Source organism: Oscillibacter sp. 1-3 (genome assembly GCF_000403435.2).
Taxonomy (GTDB): domain Bacteria; phylum Bacillota; class Clostridia; order Oscillospirales; family Oscillospiraceae; genus Oscillibacter.
In genome coordinates this window covers 413,342-436,297 of the sequence record NZ_KE159710.1, presented here as the reverse complement: position 1 = coordinate 436,297, position 22,956 = coordinate 413,342, and the positions used below count along the sequence as shown (strand labels likewise).

21 protein-coding genes and 2 pseudogenes are annotated in these 22,956 nt (G+C 52.3%); 16 read left to right on the top strand and 7 right to left on the bottom strand.

What is annotated here, in order from left to right:
* Positions 1 to 98: 98 nt before the first annotated feature.
* The 6 genes from C816_RS25390 to C816_RS17950 form a co-directional block, all read right to left on the bottom strand.
* Complete coding sequence (locus C816_RS25390; RefSeq protein ID WP_016323835.1) at positions 99 to 650, bottom strand: tyrosine-type recombinase/integrase; 552 nt, start codon at positions 648 to 650, stop codon at positions 99 to 101.
* Positions 628 to 1,329 carry a tyrosine-type recombinase/integrase gene (locus C816_RS25385; RefSeq protein ID WP_016323834.1) on the bottom strand — a complete coding sequence of 234 codons (702 nt, stop codon included), beginning with the start codon at positions 1,327 to 1,329 and terminating at the stop codon, positions 628 to 630. The genes C816_RS25390 and C816_RS25385 overlap by 23 nt, the downstream gene beginning before the upstream one ends.
* Before the next feature lie 257 nt (positions 1,330 to 1,586).
* Positions 1,587 to 2,162, bottom strand: a complete 576-nt coding sequence (locus C816_RS17965; RefSeq protein WP_016323832.1) for a Uma2 family endonuclease — start codon at positions 2,160 to 2,162, stop codon at positions 1,587 to 1,589.
* Between the two features lie 190 nt (positions 2,163 to 2,352).
* Entirely contained in the window at positions 2,353 to 2,559 is a 207-nt protein-coding gene (locus C816_RS17960; RefSeq protein ID WP_016323831.1) for a type II toxin-antitoxin system HicB family antitoxin, read from the bottom strand.
* Positions 2,549 to 2,812: a hypothetical protein gene (locus C816_RS17955; RefSeq protein ID WP_016323830.1), complete on the bottom strand. Its 264-nt coding sequence runs from the start codon at positions 2,810 to 2,812 to the stop codon at positions 2,549 to 2,551. Before C816_RS17955 ends, C816_RS17960 begins: the two co-directional genes overlap by 11 nt.
* 6 nt (positions 2,813 to 2,818) lie before the next feature.
* Complete coding sequence (locus C816_RS17950; RefSeq protein ID WP_016323829.1) at positions 2,819 to 3,037, bottom strand: hypothetical protein; 219 nt, start codon at positions 3,035 to 3,037, stop codon at positions 2,819 to 2,821.
* Positions 3,038 to 3,456: 419 nt separating this feature from the next.
* Here C816_RS17950 and C816_RS17945 point away from each other — a divergent pair, with 419 nt between their 5' ends.
* Together C816_RS17945 and C816_RS17940 are read left to right on the top strand one after the other, a co-directional pair.
* The gene (locus C816_RS17945; protein WP_016323828.1) at positions 3,457 to 5,268 is read left to right on the top strand and encodes a reverse transcriptase/maturase family protein; all 1,812 of its coding nucleotides are present in this window, start codon (positions 3,457 to 3,459) and stop codon (positions 5,266 to 5,268) included.
* A gap of 106 nt (positions 5,269 to 5,374) precedes the next feature.
* Positions 5,375 to 5,743, top strand: a pseudogene (locus C816_RS17940) (hypothetical protein); the annotation flags it as partial.
* Positions 5,744 to 5,753: 10 nt separating this feature from the next.
* On the opposite strand, the gene C816_RS17935 reads toward C816_RS17940, so the two are convergent.
* Positions 5,754 to 6,326, bottom strand: a complete 573-nt coding sequence (locus tag C816_RS17935) for a DNA-3-methyladenine glycosylase I (protein ID WP_016323826.1) — start codon at positions 6,324 to 6,326, stop codon at positions 5,754 to 5,756.
* A 58-nt stretch (positions 6,327 to 6,384) separates the two neighbouring features.
* On the opposite strand from C816_RS17935, the gene C816_RS23950 reads away from it, so the two are divergent.
* The 14 genes and pseudogenes from C816_RS23950 (at position 6,385) to C816_RS17865 (ending at position 22,939) form a co-directional block, all read left to right on the top strand.
* Positions 6,385 to 6,552 (top strand): hypothetical protein, encoded by a 168-nt coding sequence (locus tag C816_RS23950; protein WP_155979085.1) that lies wholly within the window; start codon positions 6,385 to 6,387, stop codon positions 6,550 to 6,552.
* A gap of 321 nt (positions 6,553 to 6,873) precedes the next feature.
* The gene (locus C816_RS23945) at positions 6,874 to 8,031 is read left to right on the top strand and encodes a hypothetical protein (protein ID WP_155979084.1); all 1,158 of its coding nucleotides are present in this window, start codon (positions 6,874 to 6,876) and stop codon (positions 8,029 to 8,031) included.
* Positions 8,032 to 8,034: 3 nt separating this feature from the next.
* Complete coding sequence (locus C816_RS23940; protein WP_016323823.1) at positions 8,035 to 8,748, top strand: CHAP domain-containing protein; 714 nt, start codon at positions 8,035 to 8,037, stop codon at positions 8,746 to 8,748.
* A gap of 78 nt (positions 8,749 to 8,826) precedes the next feature.
* Complete coding sequence (locus C816_RS17920) at positions 8,827 to 12,579, top strand: MSCRAMM family protein (protein WP_016323822.1); 3,753 nt, start codon at positions 8,827 to 8,829, stop codon at positions 12,577 to 12,579.
* Positions 12,580 to 12,659: 80 nt separating this feature from the next.
* The gene (locus C816_RS17915) at positions 12,660 to 12,992 is read left to right on the top strand and encodes a DUF3852 domain-containing protein (protein ID WP_016323821.1); all 333 of its coding nucleotides are present in this window, start codon (positions 12,660 to 12,662) and stop codon (positions 12,990 to 12,992) included.
* A 5-nt stretch (positions 12,993 to 12,997) separates the two neighbouring features.
* Entirely contained in the window at positions 12,998 to 13,357 is a 360-nt protein-coding gene (locus C816_RS17910) for a hypothetical protein (RefSeq protein ID WP_016323820.1), read from the top strand.
* A gap of 6 nt (positions 13,358 to 13,363) precedes the next feature.
* The gene (locus C816_RS17905; RefSeq protein WP_040656017.1) at positions 13,364 to 14,263 is read left to right on the top strand and encodes a conjugal transfer protein TrbL family protein; all 900 of its coding nucleotides are present in this window, start codon (positions 13,364 to 13,366) and stop codon (positions 14,261 to 14,263) included.
* A gap of 14 nt (positions 14,264 to 14,277) precedes the next feature.
* Positions 14,278 to 14,643, top strand: a complete 366-nt coding sequence (locus tag C816_RS17900) for a DUF7768 domain-containing protein (RefSeq protein WP_016323818.1) — start codon at positions 14,278 to 14,280, stop codon at positions 14,641 to 14,643.
* 863 nt (positions 14,644 to 15,506) lie between these two features.
* Positions 15,507 to 17,198 carry a reverse transcriptase domain-containing protein gene (locus tag C816_RS17895; RefSeq protein ID WP_242832256.1) on the top strand — a complete coding sequence of 564 codons (1,692 nt, stop codon included), beginning with the start codon at positions 15,507 to 15,509 and terminating at the stop codon, positions 17,196 to 17,198.
* Positions 17,199 to 17,320: 122 nt separating this feature from the next.
* Positions 17,321 to 17,700, top strand: a pseudogene (locus C816_RS17890) (DNA cytosine methyltransferase); the annotation flags it as partial.
* 382 nt (positions 17,701 to 18,082) lie between these two features.
* Positions 18,083 to 19,375 (top strand): radical SAM/SPASM domain-containing protein, encoded by a 1,293-nt coding sequence (locus C816_RS23045; RefSeq protein WP_081646407.1) that lies wholly within the window; start codon positions 18,083 to 18,085, stop codon positions 19,373 to 19,375.
* A 360-nt stretch (positions 19,376 to 19,735) separates the two neighbouring features.
* The gene (locus tag C816_RS17875; protein WP_016323814.1) at positions 19,736 to 20,968 is read left to right on the top strand and encodes a site-specific integrase; all 1,233 of its coding nucleotides are present in this window, start codon (positions 19,736 to 19,738) and stop codon (positions 20,966 to 20,968) included.
* On the top strand, positions 20,965 to 21,939 hold the full coding sequence (locus C816_RS17870; protein ID WP_016323813.1) for a tyrosine-type recombinase/integrase: 975 nt from the start codon (positions 20,965 to 20,967) through the stop codon (positions 21,937 to 21,939). The genes C816_RS17875 and C816_RS17870 overlap by 4 nt, the downstream gene beginning before the upstream one ends.
* Positions 21,926 to 22,939: a site-specific integrase gene (locus tag C816_RS17865; RefSeq protein ID WP_016323812.1), complete on the top strand. Its 1,014-nt coding sequence runs from the start codon at positions 21,926 to 21,928 to the stop codon at positions 22,937 to 22,939. Before C816_RS17870 ends, C816_RS17865 begins: the two co-directional genes overlap by 14 nt.
* The last annotated feature ends 17 nt before the right edge of the window (positions 22,940 to 22,956 follow it).

The window sequence follows — 22,956 nt, the reverse complement described above, 5'->3', positions numbered from 1 at the left end:
ATCGTTGTGCTGCAAGGGATTCAAAGAAAAATCGATTTTGCCGCCTTAGTCCAGTAAAACCCGCTGATTCTCGATGAATCGGCTGGTTTTACTAGCTTTTAGAACAAATTAAAATTGAAGAATCCACACTTGGCGCACAGCACTAAAAAAGGGCAGCCTCTCGCAGCGGAGACCGCCCTTTCCCTATGCTTTTTTCTGCGGAACATAACGTCCGCAATACACTCTGTTGCCTGTGACTTCGCCTCCTCGATCACATGGGCATAAACATCTCCGGTCGTGGATACCTGGGCATGTCCCAGCTGTTTCGAGACTGTGACAATATCGACCCCAGAGACAATCAGAACACTGGCGACGCTGTGCCGGAAGCTGTGCGGGTGAATATGGGGCAGCCCCCGCCGCCGGGAAAACTTATTCAGCCATGCCGTGATGCTGGTGGGATTCATGGGGCGCCCGTCATCCTGCGTGAACAAGTACCCGGTATCCTGCCAGCAGTCACCGTTCGCAAGCTGCAGCTCTGCCTGCGAGGCTCTGTACCGTTTTAGAAGCGCAACCGTCTCCACCGGGATATTTACAAAGCGAACATTCCCGGTTTTGGTAGAGGTCTCATAGATACCCCGCTCTTTCGAATCAGAGGTTTGCGCTGATCTCAAGTCTCCCTCGCTCCAAGTCGACTTTCTGCCACTTCAACGCGGCGATCTCACCGCGGCGGCAGCCTGTGACGATCAGGAGATGCGTTATGACGCGCCATTTCTCCGGCTCCTCCTCCAAAGCCTCCAGGATAGCGGCAATCTGCTCCGGCTGAAAATACTCCGGTGGTTTCCGCTCCACAGATGGAGGAGAGGCTCTCGCCGCGGCATTGTATGGAACCAGCATCTCCCTTTCCGCCTGGTCTAAAACCGCATGTATGAACCGGTGGTGTTCCAGCACGGTCTTATTGGAAAACGGTCGCTGAACATGTGTCAAGGTAAAAAGGTTTTCAACCTGTTCACCAAGCGCCTTTGCGATCAACGCCGCCTTCTCCACACTGACAGCCGCACCACGGCAGGCCTGTGTCACGGTAGTATGGGATACCTCCGCCGCCTTTGAAAGCGCCTCACGGGTCATCCCTGAGCCTTTAATGCACTCCAGGAGGGTTTCCTTGCTGACGGCCTTCGCCCCGGACAATCGCTCATCCAGGGATTGCAGGGCCTTGTACAACTTGTTCAAATGCTGCGGGCGAATATCGCCCAGCTTCATACTGTCAATAGAGGGCACGATCCTGCGCAGAATGTCCCGATAGGAACGGATCGTGTTATGCTTTATTCCGTTGCGCTCCTTTAGGTCGATCACATAGCAGGCATACTGCTCAAAGCTCTGCCGGTCATCGGCCTGGAACCCCTGCTCGATCTGCGTCTCAAACTGTATGGCGGCTTACTGGGCCTCCCGCTCTGCACGCTTTTCCCCCATGCCAGCCGGGGCGTCCAAGTCATATAATGGCGTATCTGCTTCCCGGAGCTGTCCCGGCCCCTGGTGACGGTAATCTTGTAGCTGACGCCGGTTTTGCCGTCAATTCTCTTGATATTCACCATACACCGCTCCTTTCCTGTTTACTCAGGAAATACCTTGCTCAGTTCGATAAAGCAGCCGTCCAGGACGTTGACCTTTGCCACGCCTGTCCGGTCATAGACCTCATGGGGAAGCAAAGAGCCGTCCTTGTTCAAAAACACCTGTACCGTCTGTTCCTCCGGGCTCACAATCCAGTACTCCCGCACCCCGGCCCGCTGGTACAAGCCCAGCTTCACAAGCCGGTCATGGCGCTGTGTGGAGGGGGAAAGAATCTCCACTACCATGTCCGGGGCGCCCTTGCACCCACGATCATCCAGCTTGGAGTGGTCGCACACGATAGTTATATCAGGCTCCACCACCGTGTCCACATCCTCCGGGGTATCACCGTCTTTCTCAAAGAGACGCACATCAAAGGGGGCAGAATAAGCCTGACAGCGTTTCCCCTCCAGATAGTTTCCAAATTGCCGGCACATCTCAAAGCTGATTCTCTGGTGTCCCCTGGACGGGGCCGGGGCCATCATGATGACTTCCCCATTGATAAGCTCCGCCCGCTCGTTATCCGGCCATGCAAGAACATCTGCGAATGTGTACCGATCCTTCTCTGCTGGTAATGCCATATGATCATGCCTCCTTTTCCTGTTCGCCTTCTGCGGCCCTCTGCGCCGTTTCGGAATCCTCCGAGTGTCGGGATACTATCCCGCCCCCGGAATGGCTCCTGCGGCCTCCTGAGGACCTTCTACGCTGTCTCGTTCCATGCGCTGTGGAAATAGAACCACTAGCGCAGAGAAAAGCCCGCTAGAATAGCCTTTACGCGTATCTTAGGCGCCCTTTCGGCTCCGGGACAGACCGGCCCAGTTCCCGGGCCGTTTCGATCCACTCCCGGGCGATCTGCTCCACGTTGTGAAGCGCCTCTTTCGCAGTGGGGCCGTCCGCCATGCACCCGGCCAGCTCGGGGACCTCGGCAATGTAAGCGCCGTCCTCTTCGCTCCAGTACAGAATGATCTCATACTTCATAAATGCTTCCTCCAAGCTGGTACTTCAAGATGATATTGCGAACTTGCTTTACCTGATACGGTTTCGCCTTGCTGCCAACTGGCTGGAGGTTGATGATCTCCTCCACCCCGTCCTTTGTATAAATGAAATGGTCTCCCATTATGCGGCATTGGAAGCCCAGGCGGTCTAAAACCATCTGTAAATCGGCAAAGAGAATGTTCCTGTCCCTTGTGCCGCTTAGGATGGGCAAAAGCAGCTTCTCATATTGGCTCATATTGGCTCATTTTGCCTCCTCAGAGCCATCAGGAGCGGCCCCGTCCCTCTCCATAGTCTCAGATATGGCCCGGTTGATAAAGCCGTTTACGGACTCGCTACGGGCCGCCGCGTGGGCTTTTACTGATTCAAGAAATCCTTTCGGCTTCATTGTTACTAAAAATCTGTCGTAATTTTCTTTTGTGTATTTGTGGACGGCTTTCTGCTGCGCCTTTGAAGCTGGCATGATGTTCCTCCCTTCGGGGAGGCTGTTTTTTTAGATAGTCTCCCCCTTATTATAGCTGTATTATACCCTAAAAATCTATCCATATCAGTATACAATTTGCACGATATATTAATATGGATATTGTGTATTGTGTCAATCCAAATATCCATATGGATATTCTATATTATAATCACAGTAAGGGAACAGCCGGGCCGCCAAGTGAGGGGCGGGGACGAACCGGAAAGCACCTGAACCGCCCGCCGCTCCCGAGTGAAAGAGCGGGGCTGCTTAGTGAAGGCCGGGGACGATCCGGAGAGCACCAAACCATCCGCCCTCCCTTGACAGCAAAAATAACGCAGGAGGTACACAAGATGAACGTCGACACCATAAGGGTGGCAGTTTATCCCCTAATACTGAAAAGGAAAGGTGCGTGAGGCACTATGAGAAGTCCGCAGACAGTATTGGAAACCCTACGAAAGCACGCGCTGGAAGCGCACTACCAGTACGAGCGTCTTTACCGCAACCTGTACAACCCTCAACTCTACCTTTTGGCATACCAGAACCTATACGCAAACAAAGGGAGCATGACGGCTGGAGCAGACGGCGCTACCCTCAGCGGTATGAGCCTGAAGCGAATCGAGTCTCTGATTCAAAAGCTACGGGACCGCAGTTATCAGCCCCACCCCGCCAGAAGGCAGTACATCCCCAAGAAAAGTGGAAACGGGCTGCGCCCGCTGGGTATTCCGGCGGCAGATGACAAACTGGTACAAGAAGCCGTTCGCATGATTTTGGAAAGTATTTATGAGCCGACCTTTCAAAGCACATCTCATGGTTTTCGACCTGGAAAAAGCTGTCACACCGCCCTGTCACAGATACAGAAAACCTTTACTGGCGTCAGCTGGTTCGTGGAGGGTGACATCAAAGGATGTTTCGACAACATCGACCATCACATCCTGGTCAATATTCTGAAACGAAGAATAAAGGACGAGGCTTTCATCGACCTGATCTGGAAGCTGCTCCGGGCCGGGTATCTGGAGGATTGGATGAAGCACCAGACATACAGCGGTACGCCGCAGGGCTCCGGGGTAAGTCCGCTTTTGGCGAATATCTATATGAATGAGTTGGACTTATTTATGGAAAAACTCCGGGTACAGTTCAGTAGGGGTGACAAACGGCGGTTTAGCAACGACTATGTCAATGCCAATCACCACTATGCGCGAACCAGGGAACGAAACGCCAAAAAATGGAATACCATGAGCGAAGAAGAACGGAACGACGCTAAAATCATGCAGAAGAAATTGCAGACAATCCTACTCTCTACTCCCAGCCGGGAGCCAATGGACCCCAACTACCGCAGAGTCCTATATGTCCGATACGCCGATGATTTTCTGATTGGCGTGATTGGAAGCAGAGCAGACGCCGAACACATCAAGACCGCCGTCAGTGATTTTCTGAAACAGGAGTTAAGCCTTACCATGTCGCCGGAGAAAACCCTGATTACCCACGGACATGACAAGGCCAGATTCCTGGGATATGACATCACCATCAGCAAAGACCAAGCTGTCAAAAAGACAAAGGGCGGCATAAAGCGGGCCTACAATGGGCGCGTTGTTCTCCTGCTTCCAAAAGAAAAATGGATGGGCAAACTGCAAGAATATGGGGCACTTCATATCCAAAAGGATGGCATGGGAAAAGAAATCTGGATGCCTGTGGCAAGGAACGGCCTGCAAGACAAAGAACCTATTGAAATCCTCGCACAATTCAACGGAGAAATCAGGGGTATTTACAACTACTACCGTCTAGCACGGAATATATCTGTCCTAAATAAGTTTCGCTATGTCATGGAGTACAGTATGTACAAGACCATTGCAAGGAAAATGCGGTGTTCTGCGGCGAAAATCAAGAAGAAATATACGAGAGACCGCATATTTGGCATAGAGTACGAGACGAAGCAGGGACTAAAACGGGCCGAGTTTTACCATGACGGTTTCCGAAAAAACATGCCATCTAAATTAGACATGGATACGAAGCCGGATTACAGATACCCCATCCGTCCCAAGGAAGTCATTGCCAGGTTTATGACCGGATACTGCGAGCTGTGCTGTAAAAATGAACTCCCGGTTATGATTTACCAGGTCAAAAGCCTGAAAAGTCTTGCTGGCAATGAGCCATGGGAACAATTTATGTTGAAAAAGCGCCGCAAGACGCTGATTGTGTGCGAGGACTGCTACAAATCAATCACCAATTCGTAGGGTGGATAAATAGAGAGCCGTATACATCGAGAGGTGTAAGTACGGTTCGGGGGCGAACCATGGGAAACCTGCCGCCGTGAGACGGCAAGGCGCCTGTGGTTTAGCCCACCTCCTTTTCCAGCACGAATACAGTGCGAATTTCCTGTTTACCCTCTGGAAACGAGTCCGAAAGTACGGCGCCTGCTGCACCGGGCTTACTCAGAATGTGGACGATCTGCTCCAGTCCCACACCGCCCGGACCATGCTGGCCAACAGCGAGTTCCTGGTCATGCTGAACCAGGCGGCGACAGACCGGGCGGAGCTGGCGCGGCTGCTGAACATCTCGGACAACCAACTTTCCTACATCACCAACGTGGACTTCGGCAGGGGCCTCATCAAGTGTGGCAGCGCCATCGTGCCGTTTATGGACAATTTTCCCAAAAACCGGCTCTATAAGCTCATGACCACCAAGCTCAGTGAGACGAACGCCGCCTGAATAACTGACCTCATTTTCTGTTGTTTGTGTGCCAGGAACACCAAATCATGTGGTCGTCCACCATCCCGACAGCCTGCATAAATGAATAGACAATGGTGGACCCCACAAATTTGAAGCCCCGCTTTTTCAAGTCTTTGCTGATCTGATCAGACAACGGGGTGGATGCAGGCAGCTCCGCCATGCTGTGTGGGGCGTTGATGATAGGTGTGTGATTGACATAGGCCCAGATAAATCGGTCGAAGCTGCCATACTCCTTTTGAATTTCGAGAAACGCTTTTGCGTTCCCGATGGCGGCGTTGATCTTGCCCCGGTGCCGGATGATCCCAGCGTCCGACATAAGGGCTTCGACCTTTGCGTCATCATACAGCGCGACCTTTTGGGGTGCGAAATCGTCAAAGGCGGCGCGAAAGGCTTCCCGCTTTTTCAGCACCGTGATCCATGCCAGTCCGGCCTGCATCCCCTCCAGGATCAGCATTTCAAACAGTTTATTGTCATCGTGGAGGGGCTGGCCCCATTCGTTGTCGTGGTAGTCAATATATATCTGGTCGGGGCCGGCCCATTCGCATCTGTGAATCTGTTCCATTGAGGCTCCCTCCTTTGGAGGACAGTGTAGCATAAAATGACGAAGAACGCAAAGTGATGTGAGAGAGTATCAAAAAATCAAAGAAAAGCGCACAGTAAAGGGTAAATTAAAAGAAAAGGTTACGTCTACGCCGAAAGAGCTTGTCCGCCGTGGGCTGGATGACGGGACGGAACGCCTGCGGAGCCAGCTCCGGGAAACCGCCCAGCGAGGGCAGGCCAGCGACTAAGGCGGCGACCGGATTGAGGACACCGCCGCCCGTGGGGCCTATCAGGCCCGGCGTGGGGTGGAATCTCTGCTGAAGAAGAAAAAGTCCGCCAAGGGCCGGGAGGCGGACGGGGAACCGCGCACTGCCGCAGATCCGTCCACGCAGGCACCTCCGGCAGATCCACCGCCGCCAGAAGTTCCAGGGGAGCAGCCTTCGCCCCATGAGCTACCCCCACGGGAGCGTCCCCGGATCAAGACACGGGAAGCTGTTTCCGCCAGGGAGGGTGGTGCCAACGCTGGGCCGTCTGATAGCGGCAGGGCTGGGCCACCCCCAGGGGAGCGGATGAAGCAGAGGCAGATCAAAACGAGGGAGTCTGCTGTACATGATGATCCCCGCCTGGATGTTTCGCCTGCGCCGCAGGCTGCACCGGAGCTACCCCAGGTCAGAACGAGGGAGACTGCTGTCCATGATATTCCTGCGGATGCGGAATCGGCCCCACGGGTGAGATCGGAGCCGCCGAAGATCAAGACGAGGGATACCGTCACCGGCGCTCTCTCTGGTGACAGCACCGCTCTGCCCTCTGACCATAAGCCGAGTACACCCGACCAGATGACCATCAAAACAAAGAACGTCTACATCCAAAGCCATCCGACAGACACCTTGGAACAGCCGCCCCAAGCGTTTGCGCAGGGCGGGCAGGAGTTTGTGCGGGAGCGTGGCCGTGCTGCGGCCATGAAGCGGGCGGAGGGCCAACGGATGGCGAATGGTGGGGAGATTGCATCCCCTCCCGCTCCGACCCGGCGCAAGTACGCTGGTGGGCAGGGCAGGTATACCCCCACCCAGGCTGTGCGCAGGCCGCCAAGTCCGGAAGAATCGGATACCCGGCCTATGTGGGAGGGCGGACGGACGATCATCAAAACGGCCCGTTCCGGGAGAAAGACCGCCAAGCGCACCGCCCGCCAGACCATCAAAACAGCGGAGCATTCCTCCAGAAAGGCCATCAAAACCACCCAGCGGACGGCGAAAACTGCCCAGCAGACGGTCAAGACCGCCCAGAGATTCGCCCAGGCCACCGTAAAGGCCACCCAGCGGGCCGTACAGACCGCACGTGCCACGGCAAAAGCGGCGGCGGTCACCGCCAAGGCCGCAGCGAAAGCCACCGTGGCGGCGATAAAAGCGGCCATTGCGGCCATGCAGGAGTTGATCGCCGCCATCGCCGCAGGGGGCTGGGTGGTACTCGTGGTGGTGCTGGTGATCTGCATGATCGGCCTGCTCATCGCCTCGCCTTTCGGCATCTTCTTTTCGGACGGCGGCGGCTCCCCGGATGCGGCATCCCCCACTGCGGTGATCGCCCAGATCAACAGCGAGTACGCGGACAGGCTGTCCAGCCTCCAGACCGGTGGGACCTATGACCGGGTGGAGATCCAGGGCCTCCCGCCGTCCTGGGCGGACGTGTTTGCAGTGTTCGCCGCCAAAACTGCCGGGGCAGCAGACGGATAGTCCGTGGCTGTTCTGAACACGGACACAGTTGAGAAGCTGCGGACGGTGTTCTGGGATATGACCAAGATCACCACGGCGGAGGCGGACGTGGAGCATCCCGCCGAGGGTGACACCGAAGCCTGGATGGAGAAGGTACTGACCATCACCGTCACGCCCAGGACACCGGACGATATGCGGGTGTTTTATGCGTTCACGGATCAGCAGAACGCCGCCCTGGACGAGCTGCTGACGGCAGCAAACCGGGAGATGTGGAATACCCTCCTTTACGGCTCCAGCGGCGAGATCGTGGCCGTAGCGCTGTCCCAGGTGGGCAACGTGGGCGGCCAGCCCTATTGGAGCTGGTACGGCTTCAACAGCCGGGTGGAGTGGTGCGCCTGCTTCGTGAGCTGGTGCGCCAATGAGTGCGGCTACATTGACGCTGGGGTGATCCCCAAGTTCGCCGGATGCACAGGCGGCTCCAACTGGTTCAAGAATCGGGGCCAGTGGCAGGACGGTAGCTACGAGCTGCGCCCTGGAGACCTGATATTTTTTGATTGGAACGAAAAAGGCGGCTCCGGGCCGCAGGACGATGTACCTGACCATGTAGGCATCGTGGAACGGGTGGAGAATGGCGTGGTCTACACCGTGGAGGGCAACTCCGGCGATAGCTGCCGGCAGCGCAGCTACAATGTGGGGCATTACGAAATTTGGGGATATGGCTGCCCCGTTTACAACTAAACAGCAGACCCCTATTAATCGCAAGCGGCGGAGAAGTATTTTCTCCGCCGCCCAATTATTATAAAGGAGTAAAATATTATGGCAGTTTTTCGAGTGGAACGCACCAACAATTACACCGTCATGAGCAACTATCACCTGCGGGACAAGACCATTTCCTTCAAGGCCAAGGGCCTGCTGTCCATGATGCTCAGTCTCCCGGAGGGCCAGATCAACATTAGTGGTGTGACAGGAACACTGGTATTCACGGAGATTTCCACAATTCCGGGGTACCTGATTGACGAGAACCGCAAGAGCCAGACCATCATGGTCAATCCCAATGACCACCAGTCTGTCTACTTCTACAACCAGCCCATTGGTTCCATCGTAGTGAAGAAAATGAGCAGCTCTACCAAGGAGCCCCTGAGTGATGTTATCATTCGCATCACCCGGACGGACGGCACCGTCGTCGGAGAGTCCAATGGCGAGTTCCGGACGGACGAAAACGGCTTCATCAAGGTAGACGTGGAGCCCGGCAGCTATATCGTGCAGGAGGTCAAGGCAAAATCCGGATTCCTGCTGGACGATACGCCGAAAACCATTGAGGTCAAAGGCTCCGGCACCTATAATATCGAGCTGTTCAACCAGCCACTGGGAAGCCTTGTCATCCACAAGTACAGCAGCCTGGACCGGAAAACACCGCTGGCTGGTGTCCAGTTCAAATTGACTTATGCCCCCGGCTGTGTTGTAGATGATGAGAACGGCAAGGTCTCTTCTAACGGCATCTATTACACGGAATTGGACGGAACCATCACGATCAATGGCATCGTGGGCACCGTGATCATCACCGAGCAGGCGACAATTCCGGGGTACACCATTGACCCGGAAACCCGGAGCCAGACCATCGTGGTCAATCCCGATGATGTACAGCACGCCTATTTTTATAACACGCCGAAAAACACCCTGATTCTTGAGAAGTACCTGGAAACCGAAACCGGGAATGAGCCGTTGAAAGGCGTGACTTTCCTCGTCACCGACAGCAGCGGCGCCGTGATCGGCAACAGCAACGGCGAGTATGTCTCTGGCGACGATGGCCGGGTGGTTATTTCCGGTGTGGAGCCTGGAACCACCATCACCGTGCGGGAGATCAAGGTACCCGAGGGCGTGGTGCTGGACGGCATTCCCAAAACCATTAAGATCAGCGCCGATGGCGCCAATATCCTCCGCTTCTACAATAAGAAAATCGGGACTCTTGTGGTCAGAAAACTGGATAAGATCAGCAAGGAGCCGCTGCCCGGCGTTCAGTTTGAATTGACCTACGCCGAGGGTGGGTACGTTGATGATGCTTACGGACATCTGTCCTCCAAGGGCCTGTACACCACCAATGCCAATGGGGAGATCCGGGTTCCCGTGGTTGGCACCATTGTGGTGAAGGAGGTCAAAACTCTCTCCACTCACGTGATCGATGAGGCCACCAGAATCCAGACCGTAACCGTAAATCCGGCTGATACCCAGACCCTGGTAGTGTATAATGAGCCGCTTTGCTCCTTGACACTGACAAAGCTGGATGCCGTCACCGGAAAACCCATTCCCAACACAGAGTTTACGCTGAAAGACGGCGATGGAAATATCATTGGACGCTATACTACCGGAGCCGACGGGACAGTGACGGTGACGGGCCTCGTTCCCAATTCCACGGTAGTCGTGGTAGAAACCAAGGTCCCCTCCAACTACGTCCTGGACCCCACGCCCAGGACGATCATCGTCCGCAACGGCAGCAACACGCTCTCTGGCGCGGGCGGCAGTTCCGGGATTGTGAATGGCGGCAGTTCCGGCGGGTCCTCCAGCGGAAACTCTGGGGGCAACAATATTACCGTGGAGAACATCCCCAAGACGACATTGACGATTGAGAAGTACCTGGAAACTGAGACCGGTGACCGGCCGCTGAAAGGCGTCACATTCCTTGTCACCGATTCCAGCGGCGCGGTGGTCGGCAGCAGCAATGGAGAGTACACAACCGATGAAAATGGCCGCATCGTGATCCCCAATCTGGAGCCGGGCATCACCGTTACCGCAAAAGAGATCCGCGTGCCTGACGGCGTGGTGCTGGACTCCACCCCCAAGAGCATCGAGATCAAGGGCGGCGAGGGCGGTCAAACCCTCCGATTCGTCAACAAGGCCACCGGATACCTCGTAATCAAGAAACTGGACAAGATGACGAATGAGCCGTTAGCCGGGGTGGAGTTCAAATTGACCTATGCCTCCGGTGAATATGTGGATGACGCATACGGACATCTGTCCTCCCTGGGTCTGTACAGGACAGACCAGAACGGTGAAATTCGTATTCCTGTCGTAGGAACAGTGGTTATCGAGGAGACCAAAACACTCCCCAATTATATCATTGATGAAGGGACAAAGCGGCAGGTGGTTACCGTCAATCCGGCGGACACGCAGACTGTCACCGTCTACAATACCCCCATTGGCGGGCTCGAACTTATCAAGGTCAATGAGGCGGACAAAACCCAGCGCATCCCCAACACCACCTTTGAAATCAGAAGGATGGACGGAGGGCTGGTTGATACCGTCATCACCGGCGACAATGGCCGCGTCCATGTGGAGCTGGATGCCGGAAACTACTACGCCGTGGAGATCGAAGCTGCCAAGGGCTTTCAGGTGGACAATACCCCCCACTACTTCACCATTGAGGATGGCAAAACCACAACCCTGACCGTGACCAACAGGGCTTTCAGTGGTATCCTGATCCACAAGATTGATTCCGCTAGCAAGATCGGAATTTATGGAGTGACCTTCCTCCTCTACGACGCCGACAAAAAACCCATCGGGCAGTACAGCAGCGATGACCGCGGTTACGTCTATATCGACGACCTGCCCGGCTCTGGCCGATACTACCTGCGGGAACTGGAGAATGACGGCTACCTGGTGGATACCCAATTGAAAACGGTCTACGTCACCGATGGGACCACCACCGAAATCACCTGGGAGAACACCGCCATCACAGGTCAGATTCAGATTACCAAGACCTCCGAGGACTACAACTCCATGAATGGCTGGCCCGCCGGCACCCCCATTCCCGGCACGGAATTTGAGATCTACCACTACCGCACCGGCAATCTGGTGGATACCATCCGTACCGATAAAAATGGTGCAGCTGTGTCCAAGCCCCTGCCTTTAGGACGGTACAAAATCGTAGAGTCCAAAGCGGCAGATTTCTACGGGCTGGACAAGACGCCCATTGAGGTGGAGATCGAGTATGCCGGCCAGATCGTCAAGGCGGCTATGACCAACAAGGCACTCTACACCAACGTCAGCATCAAAAAGACAGGCTTTGTGGAGGTCATGCCCGGCCAGCAGATCCGCTATGATTTCAGCGGTATCGCCAACAACTCCACCACAGCTCTCACCTCCTTCTTCTGGAGGGACACCTTGCCCACTGCCCTGCGGCTGGACAAGATCGTCACCGGAACCTACAACGTCCAGGGGAATTACAAGATCGTGTTCAAGACCAACCTGAACGGCGAATACCGCACCATGTACGACAACCTGAATACCCAGCAGAACAACGTGCTGGACGCCTCTCCCGCCGCGCTGGGTCTTGCCTCCAATGAGTATGTCACAGAGTTTATGGTCTCTTTTGGCGTCGTTCCCGGAAACTTCCGGCAGGTGGAAGCGCCCCGGGTATACTGCAGCGTAGTGTCCTGGCTCAACGGCGGTACCCAGTTCGTCAACCAGGCGGATGTGGGCGGTGTGTATAACGGGCAGTGGATCATGGCCGCCAGCCGGTGGGTCACCAGGGTCTACAAGCCCTCCAAGCCCCTGCCCCGCACCGGATATTAAGGTATTTCATTGTGAAGGAGCCGCCTGTTAAGGGCGGCTCCTTCCGCCTAAAATTCTATCTGATTACAGGAGGAACCCATATGAACCACAAGAAAGCAATTTGCGTTCTTCTGACCATTGCGGCAGTGACCGCTCTCTGCTGCACACCCGCTCTCGCCGCGGGAGATGTAGCCGCCGCTGTGGAAAGCACCTGGAAGGGCGCCGCCACACAGATCAAGACCGTGGTGGAAAATGTGGTCTTTCCCGCACTGGACATGGTTCTTGCCATCGCCTTCTTCACCAAACTTGGGATGGCGTATTTTGATTATCGTAAGCATGGACAGTTTGAATGGACAGGGCCGGTGATCCTCTTCGCCTGTCTGGTCTTCACGCTCACCGCCCCATCCTACATCTGGGGCATCATCGGGATCTGAACGGTATGACACTTGCGCAGGAACTGAAGAAAGCCTTGGAGAGACGCCACCCGGACACTGTGTGTCTGGGCGGCGTCTGTTACCTCCGTTTGGATGGCGGCAATCTGGCAAAAGCAGAGTTCACCTCCCGCGGCGGCAGATATAATGGGCTTCGGCTGACGGTCCTGAACCGGCGGAGCGGGCCCGTGGATTCCGTGACAGTCAGTTTTTGGGATCTGCCCCGCGGTGGGAGAAAAGCAGTCCCAGACCATGAAGAGAGCATAGCATGGGACATTGCCCGCCCTGTGCCGGATATAGATGCACTCTCGGAATTGGCGGAGGAGTATCTGTGCCTCTTCCGGAAGCCTGCTTTGGAATCGAGGTGAATATCAATCTTTATCTTTGACTTTGTAGCGTCCACCATCATGGACAATCTGATCGACTGGTTCTACGGCCAGGTGGTGGGCTTCCTCGGCAACTTCTTCTCGGCCATGGGAAACATGGGCGTCGAGCTGTTTGAGCTGGAGTGGGTACAGGCCATCGTCCTGTTTTTCTCACAGCTGGGCTGGGCCCTCTTCGGCGTCAGCCTGGTGGTCTCTGGCTTCGAATTCGGCATCGAATACTCCTCCGGACGGGGAAACCTCCGGCAGACCGCCCTCAACGCCATCAAGGGCTTCATGTCCGTCAGTCTGTTCACCGTGGCGCCCGTCCGGCTCTACGCCCTGTCGGTTTCCTTGCAGGGCACCTTTGCCACAGGGCTGACCGGCTACGGAACCAGCATTGGCACAGTGGGAGAGCGGATCATTGAGGAGCTGACCAGCGTGGAGAGCCTCGCGGATATGGCGGGCGCACCCAGCTTCGGACTCAGCGTCCTCACCAGCCCCATTATGCTGATCTTCTGCATCATCATGATGGCCTACGCCGTGATCAAGGTGTTTTTCGCAAATCTGAAGCGGGGCGGCATCCTGCTCATCCAGATCGCCGTGGGGAGCCTCTATATGTTCAGTATCCCCAGAGGGTACATCGACGGCTTTGTCCAGTGGATGAAGCAGGTGATCGGCCTGTGCCTGACGGCTTTCCTGCAGTCCACAATCCTTGTGGCGGGGTTAATGGTATTCCGGGAAAATGCCCTCTTGGGGTTGGGGCTCATGCTCTCCGCAGGAGAGGTGCCCAGGATTGCCGGGACTTTCGGACTGGACACTACCACGCGGGCCAACATCATGAGCGCCGTCTATACCGCCCAGGCCGCCGTCAATACCACCCGCACCGTTGTACAGGCGGCAGCGAAATAGGACAGGAGGAAAACATGGGTATAAATCAACTGGTATATATTGCCTCACCCCTATCCGGGGAAGTAGAGCGAAATCTTGATTTTGCGCGGCAGGCTTGCCGCTATGCCATTACCCAGGGCGCCACGCCGTTCGCTCCACATCTGTTGTATCCCCAGATGCTGGATGACAGCGACCCGGCGGAACGTCAGCTGGGCGTCGATATGGGAAGCCAAATGCTGGAACTGTGTGATGAACTGTGGCTGTGCGGGGATCGGATCAGTCCCGGCATGGAGGGAGAACGGAAACTGGCGGAATCCCTGGGTATCCCTGTGAAGCAGGTGAGCGCGGAAGAGATCCGATCCATGAAAATATCACCCACCCAGGGGATGGTGATGGGATGAAGCTGACCATGGGAAGCCTCTTCGATGGGAGTGCGTCCCGAATCACAGTGTAAAACCAGCGTAGTAGCGAGGACACCACTGTGAACCTGACAGGGGCATTTCATTCGTGTACCCTGTAGGTGTTGATACGGCTGGCGGCGGCATGAGAGCCAAATATCTCATGTATCCGACCGCGACTAATACTCCTGCCGGCTGTCTGGCAACAGGCAGTCGCGAAGCATAGGTGAAGACGGGGACACTGCTGGCGACAGCACACCTCGGGTTCCGCCGCATATGGATAGAAATTCCTTTCTTGTACGCTTCGTAACGAATGGCTGTCCTGCTCCGTAAGGAGAGGATGGAAAAACAGGCTTACCTCACGTGATTTTTCCGTGTCATTATGGGGGATGGCGTTATGGCCGCCATAGAGTCCGTGGGAAACGGACCGGGGAGACCCAAGCCTGCGGAGTAAAGAGGAGTCCTAAGTGCGGCATTAAGGCAGTCGTATTGATATGGGAGAACTGCCCGGCATGGCAAGAAATTTTTGTCATGTAGTAATCGGGGACGGCCCGCACCGAAAGGGTAGGGCCAGAAAGATTACGCACGGGTAGTCAGCGGGGCCATAGTAGTGAAGATACCGTATCAAGAAATACGGAGGAGCGAAGGGCCTTAGTCTTACTTTGAACGGCAGAACAATCATTTCTATTCGCCTGATTAGACGCAAGAGACTATTCATTACGGAAATGAGGCCAACCAACCTATGAAAGCAACTTTTGACCAATAGCTACAATTATTTTGTGGATATGGAGCAGCGGTTTAATGACTACCAGAAGGGGAAAATGGATATGCGGGCGCTTCATCCCATGGTCTATGACGCTGACAATGTGGCCTTTGCGCTGCGGCAGTTGAGCCAAAGCGGAGGGCGGATGGCGCTGGGGCCTGATGGTACGAATATCAAGACGTTAGAGCCGTATTCCATCCTGGAATTAGCGGAAACCGTGAAAGACCGCTTGCTGAACAAGAAAATGGACTATGTGCGACGGACATACATTCCCAAAAGCAACGGCAGAAAGCGCCCCCTGGGGATATGCTCCATCTGGGATAAGCTGGTGGAGAAATGTATCCAGCTTGTGATAGAGCCTTACTGTGAAACAAAATTCGTGCCAAGTTCTTTTGGCGTCCGTCCCCAGGTCAGCCAGCACCAGGCGCTGGCAAAGGTGAAGACCCAGTGCATGACCATGCCCTACGTGCTGTCTGTTGATATGCAGGACTACTTTGGAACGATTGACGCAGACATCGCCTACCGGGAGCTATGGCATATTGGCATTCGTGACCAGGTCATTCTCAACTATATCTACCGATTTATCAAGAAAGGCTACTATGAGGATTCCTGCAAAGTAGAAGACCCAAAAGGCTCTCCGCAGGGTTCCATACTGGGTCCGCTCATCAGCAATATCTATCTGCATCGGTTTGATGTTTGGCTGAGGGAACAAGGGGACTGCTGGCATGACAAGACGGTGGGAAAATTTCACAATAACCACAGGCGGCGCAATCTGGAGCGCACAGGTCTGAAAATTGGCATCCATGTTCGCTACGCTGATGACATTTTGGTGATTTGCAAAAGCTATGAGGACGCTGTGCGATTTCGTTACAGTGTCACCCATTACCTAACACAAAATATGCGGCTGAAAATCAATGAGGAAAAGACCAGGATATATGACCTCACGAAAGAGAAAATGAAATACCTGGGATATGAGTTCTATGTATTCAAGCCGCCGCCCAAATGTGTTCAGCAAAAAGGTATGTATATGGTTGCCAATACGCTTCCACAGAAAAAGGAAGACGAAATCGTTGACAGGTGCCGGGAATTGCTCCGGGCCGTCAGGAAACATCCGAATTTTGAGACAATACACGATTGGAATACCTATGTGGTAGGCATCCACAACTACTACAAGGGTATGTCGCACTTCTGCATGAATTTTAGAAAGATAGGTTGGCGAATCAAGAAATTGTTCTACCACACGATGGAGCGAAATGTTACGTTTACGCAAGAGCAGTCATATAAAAATAACTTTCAGAGAGGAGGCTATCGTTCCTGGGGAGGCAACGGCTACTACTGCTTTAACGGGTATCCGGTCATTGAAATCCAGTGGGCAAGCTGGGACAGCTGGCTTCTGGCTGGCGGAAACGGCGTTGTAAAACGGGAAAATCCGTATTCGCAGAAAAAACGGCAAAAGCGGCCCGGAGTGTCCATCGACGACATTGAATATCTCGTCAGGGTATCCAAGCACATCAAAAACAGCAGATTGGCACTGTTCAGAATCAGCAAGTACAGTTCGACAAAGGGTATCAGCTATCTGTCCGGGGAATATGTCCCGGTTGGGCTATACCACTGCCACCACATCAAGCCTTTGAAAAACGGCGGCACAAATGATTTTAACAATCTCTGCGTCTTGTCCGAGCTGGAACACACTATTCTGCACAGCACTACCCCGGAACGGCTCTATGATTTGTTTCCTAAGAAAAAGAAGCGAATCAAGGCACTTATTGAGGCTTTATATGACAAAGCGGCGTGAATATGTATTCCCTTCATCAGCAAAGCGGCACATTGAAATGAGGTGCCGCTTCACAAAGTAAGATGGTGCGCCGTGTGCGTCGAAAGGCGCCCGCACGGTGTGGGCTGGGGGAAAAGTCCGAGATGATTTCATCGGAGACTTACCTATCAGCATTCGGTGTGTTCCCCCTGGCCGCCCGGCGTCAGGGGATCGTCCCCCTGTGGGCCAGCGAGATCGAAAAGGCCCCCGTCTCCATCACGAAACGCCACTTCCCTGACATGATCCATGTGGGCGACATCACCAAACTGGACGGGGCACAGCTCCCGCCAGTGGACATTATCTGCGGCGGCAGTCCATGCCAGGACTGTCTGTGGCCGGAGCGAGAGCTGGTCTGTCCGGCGCCCGCTCCGGCCTTTTCATGGAACAAGTTCGTATTGTAAAGGAGATGCGTAATGCAGATATGGAACGAGGACGGACAGGGTTCTCTGTTCGCCCGCGATGGATGTGCTGGGAAAACGTCCCTTATGTGCTTCAACGCATAAGGTACGTTATGATAAGAAATAAATTATGCACAGCCTGGATATTTTTGCGCAAATGTGTCTTTATCTCGTAAGTGATGGCCAACTAAGAAAGGGAGCCTCTTGACAACAACGCCTAAGTCTTTTATAATATTAAAAGACTTTTTATGCTATGAAGGATTCCAATATTTAGTTACGGGAGGTGAGATAGGTGGTTCTAATTGAAAAGGCAGTGTTTGGTATGGCTGAGAACGAGGTAAATGACTTTCTCATGAAAGCGAATTGTTCCGGGGAGTGCACTGGTGATAGTTGTAAGACGGCAGATTGGAATTGCGATGCGGATACTTGAGAAATCTATATTATGGTGGACAGGCCATGGTTTGAAGCATGATTTCAAAGCATGGCCTGTCTACATTTTTTGTGAAAGGTAATGTAAACATGAATTATAAACCATCCAAATTCAATTACAATTTTCAGATCGATGAAGAAACTGTTGGCCTATACAACACCTTTACTCAAGCACTGGCTGCTTTGCGTTTGGAGGAGTTTTCGGCGCTTGAGCGTGGTGGTGATTTGCTTTCTCTTGCAGATCAAAGATCATGTATCGAAAATGGTTTTTTGGTTCCAGAAGGAAGAAATGAAAATGCTTTACTGGACCGGGCTCGGGCTGATGGCATCCTCAATAGTAATACTGCAGTTTACCGAATTCTTACAACTTCCGCCTGCAATGCCCGTTGCTTCTACTGCTATGAAAATCGTAATCATGCCGTATCTATGGATAGGAAAACAGCATCGCAAGTCGCTCGGTTTATTCAGAAACGGAGTGGCAATACGTCAATCCGAGTCCAGTGGTTTGGTGGAGAGCCACTATTGAACCCAGAAATCATAGAATATATGACGATGCTGCTGAGACAACAGATTAACGACAACAATCTTCAATTTAGCATAATTACCAATGGATCTCTTATTAACGATGAACTGATTCATAAAATGATCAATGATTGGAATATTTCCCAAATTCAGATTACCTTAGATGGCACAGATAAAGAGTATGCGAGACGGAAAAACTATGTCGGCTTGGCCGATCCCTTTAGAACAGTACTCCAGAATATCCAGTTGGCTATCCAATCTGGAATTCGGACTGTGATACGGCTGAACTATGATTACAACAATTACTCAGATATCCTACAGTTGATTGAACAGTTGGGAAGAACCCTACCTCATGCTGAGAACTTACGAGTATATGCATATCACCTATATAGTACTGATTCTCAAAATCCAGCGGATCAACATCGGCAAGAAGAGTGGTTCACTATCCAAAATGCCCTGATACGCCATAGATTTACAACACCGGAACAGGCATTTTCTCTTTGGATAAGGCGAACTCGGTGTTTTGCCTGTCAAACTAAGGGATTTGTAATCACACCAGAGGGGGTACTATTCAAATGCCCTATGGCCATGACAGATTCTAATGCCAAGGTGGGAGATGTCTGGAATGGAATTACAAATGAAGCAGCCATGGCTTGTTGGTGTAATACAGAATTGAAAACACAGTGCCATACTTGCGTATTCATGCCAATATGCCAAGGAGGGTGTCGGGCTGGAGAACTGGGGTATTCCTCGGAGGTCTGTTTTCCTCAAAAGGAGTTTTTGGACGAGGTACTTCGAAAACGACTCTGAAGACCAAATACTTCAAAGCAGCATATGTCTCCGAATATTCTATTGAACATCCAAGTACCACCAACAGAGCTCAACGTCTTGTTCTCTCACCATTCCAGTATAGTCCTATCCTCCAGAAACAGGAATTGGAATCTCGATATTTGCGGACACTCGAAGCACAGATACATAGTCCACTCAGTCGCTTGATGAAAGGTATCCTATGACGTTATTCACGAAATACGTTGTATAGAGAAAATGGTCAACCTTTCAGTGTAATTGGTAAAAAACGCAAAAAACAGACTGGTTTTTCTCTGCATAACCCGTTACCATAGATATGCCGACAAACGTTGAAATAACGGAGACAGGAGGACGATCTATGTGATGGGGGACACAGTGCAGATAACAATTGACCAGATGATGGATACCGCAGATCAAGAACTGCGACGGCTACAGCTTTCCCCAAGGACAGTCTATGGGCATTGTAAAGAACTTCAGGAGCTTGCTGACTACTGCGCTCAAAACGCAATACAAATCTATAGGTTTGATACCGGAATCGCATATTTTTTGCAGCGATATGGTTTAGACATGACAGACAGTACAATCAAACTCACGGAAAAAGAACGCGCGACCCGCCGGACAATTCGATTCCTGGACGACATCTACCAGTTTGGCTGTGCCAGGCGAAATAGTCACCACGACTATAGGGTGCCAGTCGCATATGCCGATGTTTTAGAAGCCTACCTCAACAATTGCATCAAAAACAATGGAGCTTCTGGTACAATTGATGTCAAGCGAACAAAACTGAAGCAATTTCTGTGCTATCTTGATGGGCAGCAAATACTTCTGCCAGATGTTACAGCTTCAAACATTTCAGACTACATGACCACACTATGCCAGTATAAAAGGGCGACTATTCACATCATCAGCAGCGTATTGAGAGATTTCTTTCGCTATCTTCATACGTCTAACATTCTAAAAAGTGATTTGGCTGGTGATGTTCCAAGGCCCAAAATCTATGTGGAAGAGTCTTTTCCAGAGACGTGGACTCCGGAAGAAATCCAGCAGCTTTTATCTGCAATCAATCGTAGAACCGCAATAGGAAAACGTGATTACGCAATGATTCTGTTGGCGGTTCTATTGGGGATGCGGGCTGGTGATATCTGTGCGTTGAAATTCAAAGAGATTGACTGGCACAAGAAAGTGATTACCTATAGGCAGCAAAAAAGCGGCAAGATCAATTCGCTGCCTCTGTTGCCGCCAATCGGTGAAGCAATCATCAGTTATCTGAAAAACGGAAGATTAGACTCTGATTGCGATAATGTGTTTATACGCCATGTTCATCCTTATGGTCCAATTGCATCCAGTTCTACTTTGTCCGAAAGTATCAAGCGATATATGCGGAAAGCCGGGTTAACGGTAAAGGATCGCAAGGTTGCACACTCCATGCGACATACAGTGGCGAGTACGCTGCTTAGGGATGGTACTCCGTTGATGACAATCAGCAATATTTTAGGACACGACACCCCCAAGACAACGATTGCCTACACAAAGATCGATCTTCCAGCACTTCGTAAATGTGCATTATCCTATGGCTCAAGGAGGGAAATGTCATGACTGCGAAGCTGCTGCTTGAGCAATATATGGCAGAGCGCCATGCCCTCGGCTTTGTCGGGAAAACTGACAGGGACTGCATCCGAAGGTTCTTGCAAGATTATGTGGAACCAGAAGATGGCGATATAGAGTTCACAAAAGATTATGTCCTCCAGCACATTGGAAACAGATTGAACCAAAAAGTCAATACGGTTCTCAGGGAAGCCAGTGCAATCAATGGTTTTCTTGACTTTGTGGTACGAAAAGGGTTTAAGGCATACAAAATTCCGCCACGCTCTTTGCCCAAGGAATCCAGAAGTTTTAAGGCATATATCTTCTCAGACGATGAAATTGAAAGGATGCTGGATGCAGCCGACCATGTGCTTCCTACAGAGCAAAATCCACTCCGGCATCATCAGCTTCCAGTTATGTTCCGCATTTTGTTCAACTGTGGCCTGCGTTCCGCTGAGCTTCGGCATTTGCGCACAGGCGATGTGGATCTTACAGAGAATACGCTCACGATTTGGGATACAAAATTTCACAAGAATCGCATTGTCCCATTCTCCGAACCTGTCTCTGATGCACTGACACAATACTTGAAAGTCCTTTCGCCGCAATCTGAGGATTCCCTACTGTTTCCAAGTCCAAAACCTCATGGTAACTGCGGTGCGTATGGAGCCACCTGGCTTCAAGTGCAATTCCGTATGCTGCTCGACCATGCGAAGATCCCTTACTATGGGGTCGGGAAAGGGCCGCGTCCGCACGATACTCGTCACACATTCGCTGTTCACTGTCTCAATAACTGGGTGCTTTCTGGAGATGACCTCACTGCTGTGCTGCCTGTACTCTCTCGGTATTTGGGACATAATGGCATAAGGGGAACACAGAACTATTTACAGTTAACCGCTCAAATGTATCCGGATATTACCTCAAAGTTGGAAACGCAATTTGGCGAGCTGATTCCACAGAGGGGGATGGCAAATGAAAACGACTGATTTTTCCACCCTTCTTACACGCTACCTTACACATTATCTGCCCGTGCAACGAAATTTAAGCAGCAATACAATTTGCTCTTACCGAGACACCTTCAAGCTGCTTCTCATATTTTGCAGAGATGTGAAAGGATACAACATCGCCAAATTGAGGCTGCCCATGTTGGATAAGAACTGTGTAGAAGAGTTTCTGCTGTGGCTGGCTAATGTTCGTGGTGCATCGCCGTCCACCTATAACCAGCGCCTTTGTGCAATTCATGCGTTCTTTGATTATGTGATAGCGGAGGAGCCAGGATACATGGAGCAATGCATTCAAATCCACAATATCCCCAGAAAGGTTGCATCGTCTCCGCCAGCTCAATATCTGACTGCGGATAGTCTGAAATTGCTGCTTTCCATGCCTGACGCATCCACAAGGAGAGGGCGGCGGAACCTGGTTCTGCTTACAGTCTTGTATGACACAGCGGCGCGTGTCAGTGAATTGGTTGATATTCGAATCCGCGATGTACGGTTGGATGCCCCCGCCGTAATCACGCTCCATGGGAAAGGTGGGAAGATACGTTCTGTGCCGCTTATGAAGCAGACAGTTGAACTAATAAGAGCCTATTTTACGGAAAACCGCATTGATCCTCATCTGCATTCTGATATGCCCTTGTTCTGGAATGCCCATAGACAAAAGCTAACACGCTCGGGAGTTACCTACATTCTCCAAAAATACGTTGAGATGGCGCGAAAAGTCTCGCCTGAGATGCCGCCTAATATTACGCCGCATAAACTCCGTCATACAAAAGCCATGCATCTTGTGCAGGCCAATGTTAATCCAGTATATATCAAGGACTTTCTTGGTCATGCGGATATTTCAACAACTGAGATTTATGCCAGAGCAGATAATGAGGCGAAACGGGCTGCATTGGAAAAAGCCACAGAGCATCTTGGCCTGCCTACATTCTCAGATTGGGAGCAAGACGCTGAACTCATTGACTGGCTCTCATCTCTTGGGTGAATACTTTTAGCGAAATA